Origin of the sequence: Streptomyces sp. 2114.4 (assembly GCF_900187385.1) — a bacterium.
In the GTDB taxonomy this organism is placed as follows: Bacteria; Actinomycetota; Actinomycetes; order Streptomycetales; family Streptomycetaceae; genus Streptomyces; species Streptomyces mooreae.
Window position 1 is genome coordinate 1,106,507 of the sequence record NZ_FYEY01000001.1, and the last position, 16,107, is coordinate 1,122,613.

14 protein-coding genes are annotated in these 16,107 nt (G+C 73.2%); 10 read left to right on the top strand and 4 right to left on the bottom strand.

What is annotated here, in order from left to right; translation table 11 throughout:
* Positions 1 to 102: 102 nt before the first annotated feature.
* The gene (locus CFW40_RS04735; RefSeq protein ID WP_088796602.1) at positions 103 to 951 is read right to left on the bottom strand and encodes a glutamate racemase; all 849 of its coding nucleotides are present in this window, start codon (positions 949 to 951) and stop codon (positions 103 to 105) included.
* A gap of 193 nt (positions 952 to 1,144) precedes the next feature.
* On the opposite strand from CFW40_RS04735, the gene CFW40_RS04740 reads away from it, so the two are divergent.
* The gene (locus CFW40_RS04740) at positions 1,145 to 2,293 is read left to right on the top strand and encodes a glycosyltransferase (protein ID WP_088796603.1); all 1,149 of its coding nucleotides are present in this window, start codon (positions 1,145 to 1,147) and stop codon (positions 2,291 to 2,293) included.
* 21 nt (positions 2,294 to 2,314) lie between these two features.
* On the opposite strand, the gene CFW40_RS04745 is transcribed toward CFW40_RS04740, so the two are convergent.
* Positions 2,315 to 3,577 carry a TerD family protein gene (locus CFW40_RS04745; RefSeq protein WP_088796604.1) on the bottom strand — a complete coding sequence of 421 codons (1,263 nt, stop codon included), beginning with the start codon at positions 3,575 to 3,577 and terminating at the stop codon, positions 2,315 to 2,317.
* A gap of 246 nt (positions 3,578 to 3,823) precedes the next feature.
* On the opposite strand from CFW40_RS04745, the gene CFW40_RS04750 reads away from it, so the two are divergent.
* From CFW40_RS04750 to CFW40_RS04765, 4 genes are all read left to right on the top strand, one after another.
* Positions 3,824 to 4,273, top strand: a complete 450-nt coding sequence (locus tag CFW40_RS04750; RefSeq protein ID WP_088796605.1) for a DUF6643 family protein — start codon at positions 3,824 to 3,826, stop codon at positions 4,271 to 4,273.
* Positions 4,274 to 4,320: 47 nt separating this feature from the next.
* On the top strand, positions 4,321 to 5,145 hold the full coding sequence (locus CFW40_RS04755; RefSeq protein WP_088796606.1) for an MOSC domain-containing protein: 825 nt from the start codon (positions 4,321 to 4,323) through the stop codon (positions 5,143 to 5,145).
* A 183-nt stretch (positions 5,146 to 5,328) separates the two neighbouring features.
* The gene (locus tag CFW40_RS04760) at positions 5,329 to 5,922 is read left to right on the top strand and encodes a hypothetical protein (protein WP_088796607.1); all 594 of its coding nucleotides are present in this window, start codon (positions 5,329 to 5,331) and stop codon (positions 5,920 to 5,922) included.
* A gap of 168 nt (positions 5,923 to 6,090) precedes the next feature.
* Positions 6,091 to 8,526: a right-handed parallel beta-helix repeat-containing protein gene (locus CFW40_RS04765; RefSeq protein ID WP_088796608.1), complete on the top strand. Its 2,436-nt coding sequence runs from the start codon at positions 6,091 to 6,093 to the stop codon at positions 8,524 to 8,526.
* Here CFW40_RS04765 and CFW40_RS04770 read toward each other — a convergent pair.
* Entirely contained in the window at positions 8,496 to 10,982 is a 2,487-nt protein-coding gene (locus CFW40_RS04770) for a hypothetical protein (protein ID WP_088796609.1), read from the bottom strand. The genes CFW40_RS04765 and CFW40_RS04770 overlap by 31 nt on opposite strands.
* A 365-nt stretch (positions 10,983 to 11,347) precedes the next feature.
* On the opposite strand from CFW40_RS04770, the gene CFW40_RS04775 reads away from it, so the two are divergent.
* Positions 11,348 to 12,193: a DeoR/GlpR family DNA-binding transcription regulator gene (locus tag CFW40_RS04775; protein ID WP_088796610.1), complete on the top strand. Its 846-nt coding sequence runs from the start codon at positions 11,348 to 11,350 to the stop codon at positions 12,191 to 12,193.
* Between the two features lie 63 nt (positions 12,194 to 12,256).
* A complete protein-coding gene (locus CFW40_RS04780; RefSeq protein WP_088796611.1) occupies positions 12,257 to 12,730 on the top strand; it encodes an SRPBCC family protein in 474 nt (157 codons plus the stop codon).
* A 129-nt stretch (positions 12,731 to 12,859) separates the two neighbouring features.
* On the opposite strand, the gene CFW40_RS04785 is transcribed toward CFW40_RS04780, so the two are convergent.
* On the bottom strand, positions 12,860 to 14,017 hold the full coding sequence (locus tag CFW40_RS04785) for a PLP-dependent cysteine synthase family protein (protein ID WP_371127334.1): 1,158 nt from the start codon (positions 14,015 to 14,017) through the stop codon (positions 12,860 to 12,862).
* 302 nt (positions 14,018 to 14,319) lie between these two features.
* On the opposite strand from CFW40_RS04785, the gene CFW40_RS04790 reads away from it, so the two are divergent.
* From CFW40_RS04790 to CFW40_RS04800, 3 genes are all read left to right on the top strand, one after another.
* The gene (locus CFW40_RS04790) at positions 14,320 to 14,607 is read left to right on the top strand and encodes a hypothetical protein (RefSeq protein WP_088796612.1); all 288 of its coding nucleotides are present in this window, start codon (positions 14,320 to 14,322) and stop codon (positions 14,605 to 14,607) included.
* Between the two features lie 186 nt (positions 14,608 to 14,793).
* A complete protein-coding gene (locus tag CFW40_RS04795) occupies positions 14,794 to 15,312 on the top strand; it encodes an ATP-binding protein (protein WP_088796613.1) in 519 nt (172 codons plus the stop codon).
* A gap of 97 nt (positions 15,313 to 15,409) precedes the next feature.
* The gene (locus CFW40_RS04800) at positions 15,410 to 16,084 is read left to right on the top strand and encodes a TetR/AcrR family transcriptional regulator (protein ID WP_256331595.1); all 675 of its coding nucleotides are present in this window, start codon (positions 15,410 to 15,412) and stop codon (positions 16,082 to 16,084) included.
* Positions 16,085 to 16,107: the final 23 nt, after the last annotated feature.

Consider the following 16,107-nt stretch of genomic DNA (forward strand, 5'->3'; position numbering starts at 1 on the left):
GACGCAGCGTACGCGTCTTTGCACGCTACGGCAGCGCGTCGGACGGCCGTTCACGACCCGGATTGCGGTGCCGCCGTCGTCATGGTCGGCGCCATGCCGGCGTCAGCGGCGGGCGGCAGCGGCGGCCCCGTCGGCGGCCGGGGCGCCCTCGTCCGGGGTTCCCGGGGCGATGTCCGTACGGCTCTGGGCCAGCAGTCTGCCCTCGGCGAAGGTGAGCGCCTCGGCCGGCAGTCCGGCGGGGCGGCCGCTGAGGATCACGCTCAGGGCGCCGGTCGGGGCGGCCGCCGGCGCCGGCTCGGCACCGATGCGGCGCAGCGCCTGGGCGGCGACCGCCTCGGCGGAGCCGTACAGGACGAGCGCGGGGGCAGCGGGCTGCTGGAGCGCGGCGCGGATGCGTTCGGCGACCAGTTCATAGTGGGTGCAGCCCAGGACGACGCTGCGCACATCGCGCGGGGTGTGCTGCGCGGCGGCCGCGATGGCGGCGTCGATCGCGGCCTCGTCGGCGGTCTGGACCGCGTCGGCGAGCCCGGGGCACGGCACGCCGGTGACCTCCACGCCCTGCCCGAACCGCTCGATCAGCTCCCGCTGGTAGGGGCTGCCGGTGGTCGCGGGGGTGGCCCAGATGGCGACCGGGCCGCCGCCGGCTGCCGCGGGCTTGATGGCCGGGACGGTGCCGATGACCGGGACATGGGGTTCCAGTTCGGCGCGGAGGGCCGGCAAGGCGTGCACGGACGCGGTGTTGCAGGCGACGATCAGGGCGTCGGGGCGGTGGGCGGCCGCGGAGCGGGCCACGGCCAGTGCGTGTGCGGTGACGTCGTCGGGGGTGCGGGGCCCCCAGGGCATACCGTCGGGATCGGAGGAGAGGACCAGATCGGCGTCCGGCCGCAGTCGCCGCATGGCGGCGGCCGCCGCGAGCAGCCCGGTCCCGGAGTCCATCAGCGCGATCTTCACCCGGACACTTTACTCAGTGGTGCATCCGGCTTGTCATACCGGGCGCGGCACGGGCGGCCCGCCGGGGCCTCGGGCGGGCGAAGGCCCAGGCGGGTGGCACGCCGGGGCCGCCGGCCCGGACCGGGTTCCGTGACACCGTCCCGATCACCGGTGCGCGCCGGCCGGGGTGCGGCAGACTGCGGCCGTGAGCGCGATGGAGTGGATCGGTGCCGGGTCGCTGTCGGCCTGGGTGTGGCTGCTGCTGGGGCAGGGCTTCTTCTGGCGGACGGACGTCCGGCTGCCGGAACGCCGGGATCCGGAGCGCTGGCCGTCGGTCGCGGTGGTGGTCCCGGCGCGGGACGAGGCCGCGGTGCTGCCGGACAGCCTGCCGTCGCTGCTCGGGCAGAAGTACCCGGGCCGGGCGGAAGTGTTCCTGGTCGACGACGGCAGTACGGACGGGACCGGCCCACTGGCCCGGGAGCTGGCGGCCGCGCGCGGGGGGCTGCCCCTCACGGTGGCCTCGCCCGGCGAGCCCGAGCCCGGGTGGACGGGGAAGCTGTGGGCCGTACGCCACGGGATCGCGCTGGCGCGGGAGCGTGTCGCGCCGGAGTACCTGCTGCTGACCGATGCGGATATCGCGCACGAGCCGGACAGTCTGCGGGAGTTGGTGGCGGCGGCGTGGTCGGCGGACCTGGACGTGGTGTCGCAGATGGCGCGGCTGCGGGTGGTCACCTTCTGGGAGCGGCTGATCGTGCCGGCCTTCGTGTACTTCTTCGGGCAGCTCTACCCCTTCCGGTGGGTCAACCGTCCCGGGGCGCGGACCGCGGCGGCGGCCGGGGGCTGTGTGCTGCTGCGGCGGGAGGCGGCGGAGCGGGCGGGCATTCCGGAGGCGATCCGGCATGCGGTGATCGACGATGTGGCGCTGGCCCGTGCGGTGCAGCGCTCCGGCGGCACGCTATGGCTGGGGCTTGCGGACCGGGTCGACAGCGTGCGGCCGTATCCGCGGCCGGCCGAGCTGTGGCGGATGGTCTCGCGCAGCGCCTACGCCCAACTGCGGCACCGGCCGCTGCTGCTGCTCGGCACGGTCCTCGGTCTTGCGCTGGTGTATCTGGCCCCGCCCGTCGCGCTGGTGGCCGGACTGGCCGACGGCGATACGACGGCCGCCGCGCTCGGCGGGGCGGCCTGGGCGGTGATGTGCGGGACGTATCTGCCGATGCTGCGCTACTACGGGCAGCGGCCGTGGTGGGCGCCGCTGCTGCCGTTCACCGCGCTGCTGTATCTGCTGATGACCGTGGACTCGGCGGTGCGGCACTACCGGGGGCGCGGCGCGGCCTGGAAGGGGCGGACGTATCCGGCGCCCTGAGCGGCGCCCCCGGTGCCCTCGTCACTTGCGGGCCGGTGACCAGTCCAGGCCCCAGCCATAGGCGTGATCAACGGTGCGCTGCGGGCTGACGCCGGGCTCGGGCACGAGGTAGCGGGCCTCGCGCTGGACGACGAGTTCGCCGCCGGTGTGGGTGATCAGGGCGAGCGCGCAGACGGTGGAGGGCACCGTGCAGGCGTCGAGCGAGAAGTCGACGGGGGCGCCGTGCTGGGGCTGGAGGGTGACCGTGGCGCTCAGGCCCTCGAAGCTGCGGGCGCCGGCGTAGACGGTGACGAAGATCAGGATGCGCTTGATGCGTGCCTGGTGGTCGAGGTTGATGGTCAGGTTCTCGCCGGCCGCGACGGCGCCGGTGCGGTCGTCGCCGTCGAGCTGGATGAACGGCGGGGCGTGCAGGGCGCCGAAGCTGTTGCCGAGCGGGTGGACCACACCGGCGGCGCCGTCGGTGAGTTCGTAGAGCGCGCACAGATCGAGGTCGAGCTCGCCGGACGGGGGCAGCAGCGCGCCGCGGGCGCCCATGGCCTGCATCGCCTTGCGGCCGAGCGTCTTGCCGAGCCGCTTGCCCGCCGAGCCGCCGCTCCAGTTGAGGTTCACCCGCATCGCCCCGGAAGTGCCGCCCTGCTTCGTCAAGGAGACGGCGGGGGCTTCCTTCGTGAGGGTGACGTTTGTCAGACGAACGGGAGAGGCCGGCGGTGCGGGAGCCGGGGTCGGGGCAGGGGCGGGCGGCGCGGGCTGCGGCGCCGCCGGTTCCTCGACGCTGATGCCGAAGTCGGTGGCCAGTCCGGCGAGACCGGTGTCGTAGCCCTGCCCCACCGCGCGGAACTTCCAGGCGCCCTGGCGGCGGTAGAGCTCGCCGAGCACGAAGGCGGTCTCGGGGCCGGCGTCCAGGCTGTCGAAGCGGGCGATCTCGGCGCCGCTCGCCGCGTCCAGCACCCGGATGTGCAGCCCGGGGACGTTCCCGAACGGGCCGCCGCCGGCGGAGGCGGCCAGCACCACCGTGTCGACGGCGGGTTCGACCGAGGCCAGGGCCACGGTGAGGGTGTCGGTCATCGCGCCGCCGGCCGCGCGCTTGCCTTCGTGGCGTACGGCACCGGAGGCATGCGCGGCCTGGTTATAGAAGACGAAGTCTGCGTCGTCGCGGACCTTTCCGGACACCAGGAGCAGGGCGGAGGCGTCCACGTCCGGTGCCCCCGGGGCGGCCTGCCAGCCCAGTTCCACCCGGACCTCCGGGGCCGGTACCGGAACATTGCCGCCCTTGAGCATCGTCATCGCCGCGCCTTCCGCTCGTCCGCCGCGCCCCCTCTCCGGTGGCCTCTCCAACCTACTTGGCCCGAACCGCTCCGAACGCCCCTTGTTCACCTGCGAGAAGCGGGGTCTTTACACGATCCCTACGGGCGATCGCGACCGATTTCCACAAGTTCGCTCCCATTAGCGCTCCAGAGCCGCTCCGAACACGCAAAACAACCCTCTTTCCAGGCTCCCCAATCGGCACATCGTGGGCTTAACTTATGAGGTATGACCTCCCCCCGCTCTACCTACGGCGGCTACTACGCTTCGCCCTCCTTCCCGGACACCCCGATCTACGACAGCCTCGTCGCCGAACGTGGTACGCCGCAGATCGCCCCGATCCGGGTGAACCCCTCCCCTTACGAGACGGGTTCGTCTTATTTGCCGGCGCTCCCGTCGGCGCTGCCCGCTCTTCCGGCCGCGCCCTCCCACCCGTCGCCCGCGCAGGGCTATCCGGGTGCTGCCGCACAGCCGGTCGCCCCGCTGCAGCAGACTCCGGCGCCGTACATCCCGCAGCAGGCGGGCGGTCGCGGCTATCCGTCCCCGCAACAGCAGCAGCCCCAGCGTCCGCCCATGGGCACGGGGTACGAGGCGATGCGGCCGGCCGCTCCGGTCGCACCCCGGCCCGCCTCGCCGTACGACGACCCGTACGGCCGGCAGTATCCGCGCGGGTACTGACCCGGCCGGTCGGTCAACCATCCGAGGCCGCTGGCAGGATGGACGGCATGCCGAAGCCCGCACTCCAGTCGATCCATCTCTACCCGGTCAAAGCACTGGCGGGGCCCGGTCCCGGCGAGGCGGTCGTGGAGCCGTGGGGGCTCGCCGGGGACCGACGCTGGATGCTGGTGGACACGGCAGGAAGGATGATCACCCAACGGCAGCAGCGGACACTCGCGTTGGCGCACGCCGAGGCGCTGCCGGGCGGCGGCCTGCGGTGCACCGCGCCCGGAAGGGAGCCGCTGACGGTCGAGGTGCCCGCCTCCGGGGAGACGATCCCGGTCGAGGTCTGGAAGGACGAGGTCGAGGCGGTGCCCGCCGGACCGGCGGCGGCCGCGTGGTTCGGCGGGTATCTCGGTGCGGAGTGCCGGCTGGTGTACCTGGACGCGCCGGAGAAGCGCCGGCCCCTCGCCCCGGACTGGGGAGCGCCCGGTGACACGGTCGGTTTCGCCGACGGTTTCCCGCTGCTGCTGACGACCACCTCGTCGCTGGACGCCCTCAACTCCCTTGTCGCACAGGGTGATCACGCCGATGAGGGGCCGCTGCCCATGAACCGTTTCCGGCCCAATGTGGTGGTGGACGGCACCGCCCCCTGGGCGGAGGACGACTGGCGGCGGGTCCGCATCGGCACGGTGGACTTCGAGGCGGCCGAGCCCAGCGCACGCTGCGTGGTCACCACCACCGACCAGTGCACCGCCGAGCGCGGCAAGGAGCCGCTGCGCACCCTCGCCCGGCATCGCCGCTTCGGCGACCGGCTGCTCTTCGGCCGCAATCTGATCCCCCGCGGCGCCGGCACGATCCGCGTCGGCGACCCGTTCGAAATCCTCGGCTGACCAGCCCGCGCAACCGTTCGCCGTCGTCGCGCCGGCCACGCCGGGGCGGGCCCCCGGACATGTGCCATACGTCCGGTTGTCGCTCTTTGTACGGGGCGAAGTTGCTCGCTCTTCGCAGAACTCTCGCGTGGACCACCCCTGATGCGGTATCCACGGACACGGAGAGGGGGCGCGATGCGAGCGATGAGAGGCGTATGGCGCTGGCGGCGCAATCCGCTGCGGCGCCGGACCGATCGGATCGAGGCCTGGGTGGCACTGGCCGCCGCCGTGCTGATCGTCCTCGGGGCGACCTCCGTGGGCTGGTTCGCCGGACGGGCCGCCCACGGCGCGCTGCTGACGACCGTACGGATACAGCACCAGCAGCGGCATCTGGAGTGGGTCACGGTCGACCGGCTGGTCTCCCGGACCCCGCTCGACCCCGACCCCGAGACCTCGTCGCAGCGCGATGCGCACCGCCGGGTCCTCGCCCGCTGGACGGCCCCGGACGGCACTGCGCACCTCGGGCAGCTCGCGGCTCCGCGCCCGGTGGAGACCGGTGAGCGGTTCCGGATCTGGACGGACGGCCGCGGCCGGGTGGTGCCGCGGCCGATGGACGCCGACACGGCGGCCACGCATGCGGTGCTGGCCGGTCTGGGCACCACGACCGGCGTCGGCATGATGATCGAGGGTGCCCGGCGGATGGTCGTCTGGCAGCTGATGGTGCGTCGTTTCCGCCGCTGGGACGAGGAGTGGGAGCGGGCCGGACAGGACTGGGGCCGGGCCGGCGCGGGGAGTTGATCAGGCCGCCTGCCGGGGCGCCCGACCGTGTCAACTGCCGCCCGCCGAGCGCGCTACGGTGGTGGCGCCAGCCTCTCGGCTGGGGCCCCGCAGACCGGAAAGCGGACATCCGCGGACGGATGGTGCCGGGCCGACAACAGCCGCACGAGGTGGGGGCACGACAGCGCCATGGCACAGGGCTCGGTCCAGGTGACGCACTCCGGAACGTCGCGTTGGCGACGCCGCACGGGGGAGTACAGCTCGCTCGCCGCCGCCCTGGAGGCCGCCGGGGACGGTGATGTGCTGACCGTCCCGGCCGGCACCTACCGCGAGAATCTGGTGCTGGTGCGCGCGGTGACCCTGCGCGGCCCGGACGGGGCACGCGGGTCGGTGCGGATCGCCCCGGCCGACGGCGTGGCGCTGACGGTGCGCGCCTCGGCCACCGTCCACGATCTGCATCTGGAGGCGACGGACTCCGCCTCGCCCGCGCTGCTGGTGGAGGACGGCGCCCCGGAGCTGACCGGTCTGCGGGTGGTGACCCGCTCGGCGTCCGGGATCGAGGTCCGCGGGGGCGCCCGCCCGACGGTGCGGCGCTGCACGGTCGACAACGCCGGCGGCGTCGGCATCAGCGTCCTGGACGGCGCGGGCGGCGTCTTCGAGGAGTGCGAGGTGCTGGCCGCCGGGCAGACCGGGGTCGCGGTGCGCGGCGGGGCCCATCCGCGGCTGGAGAACTGCCGGATCCACCATGCCTCGGGCGCCGGCCTGTCGGTCAACGGCGAGGGCAGCGCGGTCGAGGCGGTGGGCTGCGAGCTGTACGAGATCAAGGGCGCCGGGATCCAGGTGGCCTCGCGGGCCACCGGCCACCTCACCGACTGCACGGTGCACCGCACCTCCGCCGACGGCGTCACCCTGGACACCGATGCGGTGCTCACGCTCGCCGACTGCGACATCCACGACGTCCCGGAGAACGCGGTCGATCTGCGGTCGCGTTCGGTGCTGACGCTGACCCGCAGCACGGTCCGGCACTTCGGACGCAACGGTCTGTCCGTATGGGACCCGGGCACGCGAGTGGACGCCAACCAGTGCGAGATCCACGACAGTACGGGCGACTATCCGGCGGTATGGGTCAGTGACGGCGCCACCGCTCTGCTGGACTCGACGCGGGTGCACGATGTGCCGGACGCCCTGTTCGTGCTGGACCGGGGCTCCCGCGCCGATGTCGTGGACTGCGACCTCGCCCAGGTCCGCAACACCGCGGTGTCGGTCAGCGACGGGGCGACCGTGCAGCTCGACGACTGCCGGATCCGGGACGCGGCGACCGGTGCGTGGTTCCGCGACCACGGCAGCGGCGGCACGCTCGCCAACTGCACCATCGACGGGGCGCAGACCGGGGTGATCGTCACCAAGGGCGCGGACCCCACCATCGAGGGCTGCACGGTCAGTTCCCCGGCCGAGGCCGGTTTCTACGTCTCCGCCGAGGGCCGCGGCACCTTCCAGGGCTGCCGGGTCACCGGGAGTTCGGGGTTCGGCTTCCATGTGATCGACGGCTGCCGTACGGCGCTGACCCGGTGCCGTACGGAGCGGTGCGCGCGCGGCGGCTACGAGTTCGCCGAGGGCGGCGCCGGTCAGGGCGACGGGCCGACGGTCCAGGACTGCACCAGCGACGAGAGCCGCGCCGTGCAGACGCCGGCCGCGGGGGCGGTGGCGGCCCCCACGGTGCAGCAGGCCACGCAGACGGCAGGGCTGCTGGGCAACGTCCCGGCACAGATCCCGCCGCCGGCCGCCCCGGCCGCCCCGGAACCCGCCGTCAGCAGCCGGCCCTCCGACGAGGTGCTGGGCGAGCTGGACACCCTGGTGGGGCTGGAGAGCGTCAAGCGTGAGGTGCGCAGCCTGATCAACATGATCGAGGTGGGGCGCCGGCGGCAGGAGGCGGGTCTGAAGGCCGCGTCCGTCCGCCGCCACCTGGTGTTCACCGGCTCCCCCGGTACCGGCAAGACCACCGTGGCGCGGCTGTACGGCGAGATCCTGGCGTCCCTGGCGGTGCTGGAACGCGGGCATCTGGTCGAGGTGTCCCGGGTGGACCTGGTCGGCGAGCACATCGGGTCGACGGCGATCCGCACCCAGGAGGCGTTCGACCGGGCGCGCGGCGGAGTGCTGTTCATCGACGAGGCCTACGCCCTCTCCCCCGAGGACTCCGGGCGGGACTTCGGGCGGGAGGCCATCGACACCCTGGTGAAGCTGATGGAGGACCACCGGGAGGCCGTGGTGGTCATCGTGGCGGGCTACACCGCCGAGATGGAGCGCTTCCTGGCGGTCAACCCCGGTGTGGCGTCCCGTTTCTCCCGCACCATCACCTTCGGCGACTACGCACCCGAGGAACTGCTGCGGATCGTCGAGCAGCAGGGCGAGGAGCACGAGTACCGCCTCGCCGAGGGGACCGGCGAGGCGCTGCTGAAGTACTTCACGGCGCTGCCCAAGGGACCGTCGTTCGGCAACGGCCGAACCGCACGGCAGACCTTCGAGGCGATGGTCGAGCGGCATGCGGGGCGGGTTGCGGAGCTGGCCGCCCCGAGCACCGACGACCTCTCCCTGCTCTACCCGGACGATCTGCCCGAACTCCCCTGAGCGGGACGGCCGTCGGCACTGCCCGCGGCGGGGTCCTCGGCAGCGTGACGGCCCGTGCGGTCGTCGGTGCCGCCGCGTCCCGTGCAGTCGTCGGCGGGCCGCTGTCCCGGCAGGTCCGGGCCGAGCCGGGCGATCAGCTCGGCGCGGACCCGGCCGAAGACCGGGTCCGCCTGGTAGTCGCCGTGGCCCAGGATCTGGGCGGGCAGCGGGTTCTGCAGGGTCCGGCCGAAGGCCAGCGGGTCGCGCAGCGGGCCCTCGTCGATCCGGCGGCCGTCGTCGCAGGTGAGCCGGATCGGACCGCCGATGGGGTCGGTGAAGCGCCACAGGTTGCGCCAGTCGTCCATCTGGCGGTGCAGTCCGGTCAGCGCGGGCGGCCCGAAGAAGGCGGGGAACCAGCGTCCGTAGAGCCGTTCCAGGGGGCTGCCGTACGTCAGCAGCGCGACCCGGCTGCGGGTGACCAGGTCCAGCTGCCAGACGGCGGCGGCCGCCAGCACACTCCCCTGGGAATGCCCGGAGAGCACCAGCCGGCCGTCGAACCGCTCGGTCCAGGTGGCCATCCGCCAGGTGAGGTCGGGGACGGCGCGCTCGGCGTAGCAGGGGGGCGCGAAGGGGTGGGCGGCGCGCGGCCAGAACGTGCCGACGTCCCAGAGGATGCCGATGGTGCGGCGGGCGGAGTGGTCGCGGTAGGCGCGCCGGCCCATGGTGATCAGCAGTATGACGCCGGCGCTCATCAGCCACGAGCCGAGGGATTCCGCGGTCTCGGCGGCGGCGTGCACGACCGGCGGCGCGCCTTCGGTGGCGCGGCCCGGCGCCCGGTCGCTGAGCCAGGCGCCGGCCACCGCACCGGCGCCGAGGACGAGGGTGACCGCGGCGATGACCGCGACCAGGACCGGTGCGGAGTCGGTGAGTCCGGCGCCGGCGATGGTGCCCGCGATCCGCTTCGTACGGCGCTCGTCGGGATGCTCACGCGGGTCGTAGAGCCCGGGCACGTCCTTGGCCACCCGGCCGCCGACGATCACCACGCGGACGGCGGCGAACACGGTCACGATCGCGACGACGACCAGCAGGACGGGGATGACCGAGGCCTGCCACGACAGCAGCACCGGCGGTCCGGGGATGGGGGCGTGGTCCTGGCCGGGGGTCGCCCCGCCGTCCAGCCAGTCCGCGAAGCGCTGGGCCACTCCCCCGGACAGCACCCCGCCGACCGCGCAGGCCAGCAGAGCGACGGCGGGCCCGCCCATGCCGCGCAGGGCGCTGCGCGTGTCGTCGCGGGCGGCACGCTGCAGGACCCCGGCGGTCAGTGCCAGCGCGAGGACCAACAGGCCCTGGAAGACGGCGATACCGCCGAAGGCGGCGGCGCCGGGCAGCGCGCCGTGGCTGTGCGAGCCGGGGCGCGCCCAGCCGGTGTGCACCACGATCAGCGCCAGCGCACCGAGGGAGGCGAACGGCAGCGCCCGCACGACCAGATGGTCGGACTCGTCGTCCGGCACGGCCTCGCTGCGGGCGGTGCGCCACACGACCACGACGGTGGCGGCCGCGAGCACAATGACCAGGGCTGTCAGGGCCCGGCCGGTGACCGCGAGGGCGGTGTCGCCGCCGGCCTGCCCGTCGGCCTGTGCGCCGGCGGCGCGGAGGACGGCGGCGATGGTCAGCACGCCGGCCGTGGTGTGGGCCGCGCGCAGCCGGGCGACCAGCCGGCGGCCGTACCAGAAGCCGTCGAGGCTGAGCGGGGTGCGTTCGGCGACCGGGGTGTCACGGGAGGTGCCGGGCCTCCGGGGTGGCGGCGAGGCGGATTCGTAGGCGCTCCAGGTGCGGCGCGAGAGCCACCACAGGAAGCCGATGACGAGCAGCGGCACCATGGAGGCGAGCGCGAGGCGGCGGCCCGGGGCGCTCCACCAACCGGAGTTGTCCGGGCTGAGGAAGCCCATCCAGGATTTGCCGGCGGCACACACGGTGGTGCCGGCGCACTGCCAGGCCGTGAGGTCGAGGGCGACCTCACAGGCCGCGGCGGCGAGCAGGACGGTGAGGGTGAGGGCGAGGATGCGCACCAGCAGGTCGTAGAGCCGCTGGGCCGGGTGCTCGGACGGGGCGGCCGGGCGCATCCAGTGGGCGAGGTTGGCGACCATGAAGGGCACCAGGAGCAGCCACAGGGCACGGGCTCCGTTGCCCGAGGTGAGGTTGGACCAGCAGTACGCCTCACGGACCGGCTCGCCGCGGTAGTCGCCGGGCCGCTGCTCGGCGTCCGCGTCGTCCGTGCGGCGGTAGCAGGCGGCGGTGTCGTCGCCGGTGATCAGCTGGACGCGTGGGTCGCCGAGCATCTCCTGTGCGGTGGTGCCGCCGACGCCGTGCACCAGCAGTTCCAGGGAAAGGTACGGCGGTGCGGCGGGCGGTGGTCCGTCCGCGGTGCTCTCACGGTCCGTTGGACGCGCGTGCGGTGTCGGGTCCGCGGTCTCCACTGTTGTCCCCCGTAGTCGTGCCCGGACGTCGCGCCCGGCTGTCGCGCGCGGACGTCGTGCTCTGAGATCGTGCTCCGAGGTCATACCCCGTATATCGGTGCGGTGCGGTGCGGTGCAGTACGGCGCCGTGCGGTGCGGTGCTGTGCGGCGGTGTGCCGTGCGGCGCGGCGCCGGATAACCGCTCCCCGATTGTGTCTTCCCCCGCGCGGCACATCCAGCACCCACTCCGGCCACCGGCCCTCGCTTCCCCCGTCATCGGCATCACTGTCAGTGCCTCGTGCGAGGATGAGGGCACCAGTGATCGCAGGCGGCAGCCAGCGCGTACGACCCGACGCAACGAGCCGGGGCGGAAGGGACGGGCCGGGGTGAGCGACAACCAAAACCTCCTCGCGGAGCAGCGGCGTGCCCTGATTCTCGACGAGATCAGGCGGCGCGGAGGGGTGCGGGTCAATGAACTCACCCGCAAGCTGAACGTCTCGGACATGACGGTCCGCCGTGATCTGGACGCCCTGGCCCGCCAGGGCATGGTGGAGAAGGTGCACGGCGGCGCGGTACCGGTCAGCGAGCCGAGCGCGCACGAGCCCGGTTTCGAGGTGAAGTCGGCGCTGGAGCTGAGCGCCAAGGAGGACATCGCCAAGGCGGCGGCCGAGATGGCGGCGCCGGGCAGCGCGATCGCGCTGGCGGGCGGCACGACCGCGTTCGCGCTGGCACAGCAGTTGCTGGACGTGCCGGATCTGACGGTGGTGACGAATTCGGTGCGGGTGGCCGATGTGTTCTACGGCGCGCAGCGGGCGGCGGCCGGCGGCGGCGCGGGCCCCCGCGCGGGCGCCGCGACCGTGGTGCTGACCGGCGGGGTGCGTACGCCGTCGGACACCCTCGTGGGCCCGGTGGCGGATGCCGCGATCCGGTCCCTGCACTTCGATGTGCTCTTCCTCGGGGTACACGGCATATCGGTGGAGGCGGGGCTGTCGACACCGAATCTGGCGGAGGCGGAGACCAACCGCCATTTCGTGCGGTCCGCGCGCCGGGTGGTGGTGGTCGCCGATCACACCAAGTGGGGCACGGTCGGCCTGAGTTCGTTCGCCACGCTGGATCAGGTGGAAGTGCTGGTGACGGATGCCGGGCTGTCGGCCGAGGCGCGCGCGGAGTTCGCCGAGCTGCCGCCGGAGCTGGTGGTGGCAGGCGAACCGTTGACCGGCACAGACATGTGATGCCCTGTCAGCTATGGTGAGCGACGCAGGCCCGCCGACCGTCCCGTAGGGGGTGCTCGTCCCATGGCACGCCGACTCCGCCCCGTCGAGCTGGACTTCACCGCATCCGCCCCGCTGCGGCTGGTGTTCACCGCGGAGGTCACCGCGCCGCCGGAGGCGGTGTATGCGGCACTGGCGGACGATGTGGCGGGCTGGTCGCGCTGGTTCACGGGCGTGGCACGGTCGGCACCGACGCACGGCGGCAAGGGCCGGGAGGTGTGGCTGACCGGCGGCACCCGCTTCACGGAGTCGGTCCTGGCGGCCGAGCCCGACGCGCATTACGCCTACCGGGTCGACACCACCAACGCCCCTGGCCTGCGGGCCCTGTTGGAGGACTGGCGGCTGACGCCCGCGGACGGCGGCACCCGGCTGCGGTGGATGTTCGCGGCGGACGGCCCGGCGCCGTTCCGCTTTCTGCTGACGCTGGCCAGGCCCGGCCTGGGTCGCGCCTTCAGGGAGTCGGCACGGGCCCTGGACCGCAGCCTCGCCGGAACCTGACACGGCCCCGGCGTGGCTTCCGCGCAACGGGCCCGGACAGACCGACGCCACCACCCCGCGCCCCGGGACGGACCGCCGCCCCGCCCCCGGACGGGTCGCCGGCTCCCTCCGGGCGGGCCGTCGCCCCCCTCAGACGGGCCAGGAACCGGTGGCCAGGAACGTGTCGAGAGTGCGTGCGTAGGGCGTGATGTCCAGCCCCTGGGAGGCCAGCCAGTCGTCGGAGTAGTACTTGTCGAGGTAGCGGTCACCGGGGTCGCACAGCAGGGTGACGACCGACCCCCGTTGGCCCTCGGCGACCATCTCCGCGACGATCTTCAGGGCGCTCCACAGCCCCGTGCCGGTCGAGCCGCCCGCCTTGCGGCCGATCGCGGTCTCCAGGGCGCGTACGGCGGCGATGCTGGCCGCGTCCGGCACCTTCATCATCCGGTCTATCGCGCCGGGCACGAAGCTCGGTTCCATACGGGGCCGCCCGATGCCCTCGATACGGGAGGCGGTGGCGCAGTCGGTCTGCGCGTCGCCGGTGAGCCAGCCGTCGAAGAAACAGGAGTTCTCCGGGTCGGGGACGCAGACGCGGGTGTCGTACTGCATGTAGTGGACATAGCGGGCGATGGTCGCGGAGGTGCCGCCGGTGCCCGCGGTCGCCACGATCCAGGCGGGCTCGGGATAGCGTTCGAGCCGCAGCTGCTGGTAGATCGACTCGGCGATGTTGTTGTTGCCACGCCAGTCCGTGGCCCGTTCCGCGTAGGTGAACTGGTCCATGTAATGCCCGCCGGACTCCGCGGCGAGCCGGGCGGAGACCTCGTACACGGTCCGCGGATCCTGCACCAGGTGGCAGGTGCCGCCGTGGAACTCGATCAGCCGGGTCTTCTCACGGCTCGTGGTGGCCGGCATCACCGCGATGAACGGCACTCCGATGAGCGAGGCGAAGTACGCCTCGGACACGGCCGTGGAACCGCTGGAGGACTCGATGACGGGCTTCCCCGGCCGGATCCAGCCGTTGCACAGCCCGTAGAGGAACAGCGAGCGGGCCAGTCGGTGCTTGAGGCTTCCGGTGGGGTGTGTCGACTCGTCCTTGAGGTAGAGGTCGATGCCCCACTCCTCCGGCAGCGGGAAGCGCAGGAGGTGGGTGTCGGCGGTGCGGTTGGCGTCCGCCTGGACCTTGCGGACGGCTTCTTTGAGCCAGCTCCGGTAGGCCGGATCCGTGCGGTCGCCGTCCACGGTCGGCATCGGAGTACCGGCGACGGGCTCGATGGACGCCGGGGAACCGGCCACGGCCCCGGACGGCATCGGGGTACCGGCCACGGCCTCCTGGTCGGGCCGGCTCTGCGGCTGCTGTGCGGTGCTCACCGGCGCGCTCCTCTGCGGTTCGAAGGCCCGCGCACAACGGCGGGCGGACTACGACTATAACCACCGCCCGCACCCTTCTCACCTGCATAAACATCACTTTGGGATACCCCAAGGCGGTCGTGGGGCGGGTCCGTCGCGCGCCGTGCGCGCCAGGGGCACTGGTGCGACGGGCGCCACACCGGCAGACTTCCCCTCAAGGGGCGGTGGAGGGCAACTGCCCGTCTCACCGAGGAGGTGCCGGCATGGCGGAACCCGAGTTCAACGCGACCGGCGTACGGATCGAGCGATGGCTGCGGTCCTTGACCCGCGCCGGACAGGTCGTCATCTCGGACGGCAGGCTGGTGCTGCTGACCAGCTACGGCACCGAGATCGACAGCGCCCCACTGCAGGCCGTACAGGCCCACAAACCGCTGTTCGCGGCTCGGGACCGGGCGCTCGCCACCCTCAACGGTCACCGCTATTCGCTCACCCTGGGCACCCCGGAACTGTTCTTCAAGGCCCTGGAGGCGGCGCGGCCGCAACGCACCTGACGGCGCCCTCCGGACGCGGAGGTGCGGTTGCGGGAGCACACCGGCTGACCGACCCTGGACTCGTATCACTGAGGGTTCACCAGCGGTGACGCTGTGGCGCAGCTGTGGTGCGACCGGCATCGCTGGATCCGATCTTCGCCCCTGTCCGGTGAGAGGGGCGCCCGGCCTCATCAGGGAGTCGCGGTCGTGATCAGGCAGCCCAGCAGGCACTGCACGGTGGAGCTCCAAGCCGTTCCGGCTCGCATCGGACATGTGCGCAGAATCGTCTCCGCGCAGCTGCGGTACTGGCATCTCGACGCCTTGATAGACCCGGCGGCGCTCGGGGTGACCGAACTCCTCGCCAATGTCCACCGGCACGCCCGCCCCAGCAAACAGTGCACCGTGGAACTGCGCGTTCTTCTTGATCAGTTGACGGTCTCGGTGCATGACGAGGATCCCCGGCTGCCGCGGATCCGGGTCGCGGAGAGCTGGGAGACCTGTGGTCGCGGCCTGGCGCTGATCGCGGCGCTCAGCGAGAGCTGGGGAACGCGTCCGGACGGCGGCGGGAAAGTCGTGTGGTTCACTCTTCCGGCCCTGACCGCCGCCCCCGAAGCGGCCCTTACGGTCCGCGGCTGTCCGGAACCCCTGCCGCTGGAGGGCACCGGCACGGCGGCCGGTGCGGCGACGGGTCCGCGCCCGCGGGTACGGGGCACGAAGGTCGGCTGACGAGGCGGGCCCATGGCGGGCCCGCCGACGGTCATGCCGCGCCCCCCTTTCGCGACCTCCCTTGTTCTCTGTAACTACTGGTATGTACAGTGCCTCCATGAGCACTCAGGATGCGCCCGGCGCGCAGGCATCACCCGGCGCCCAGGAGCTGCCCGGCACCCACCGCACCCCCGGCACCCCCGCCGCCCCCAGTGCTCAGGAACGCCTCGTGCGGAGCACCCAGGAGCTGCTGTGGGAGCGCGGGTACGTCGGCACCAGCCCCAAGGCGATCCTGGAGCGCGCAGGCGTCGGCCAGGGCAGCATGTACCACCACTTCACCGGCAAGTCCGGCCTCGCGCTGGCGGCGATCCGGCGCACCGCAGAGGGCATGAAGGCGGCCGCCGAGGAGTGTCTGAGCGCCCCCGGCACGGCGTACGACCGGGTCGCGGGCTATCTGCTGCGCGAGCGGGAGGTGCTGCGCGGCTGCCCGGTCGGCCGGATGACGCAGGACCGCGATGTGGTGCGCAGCGCCGAGCTGCGGCAGCCGCTGGACGAGATGTTCGGCTGGCTCCGGGGCCGGATCGGCGACGTCCTCACCGAGGGACAGCGGCGCGGCGAACTGGCCCCCGGACTGGACCCGTCGGCCACTGCGGCGACCGTCGCGGCCGTCGTCCAGGGCGGCTACGTCCTGGCCCGTGCTGCCGATGACACCGCGCCGTTCGACGCGGCCGTACGGGGCGTGCTCTCCCTGCTCGCCACACAGGTCACACCCGGCACGGGCACCACCCGCTGAGCACCCCTCCCCCGCACCGTACG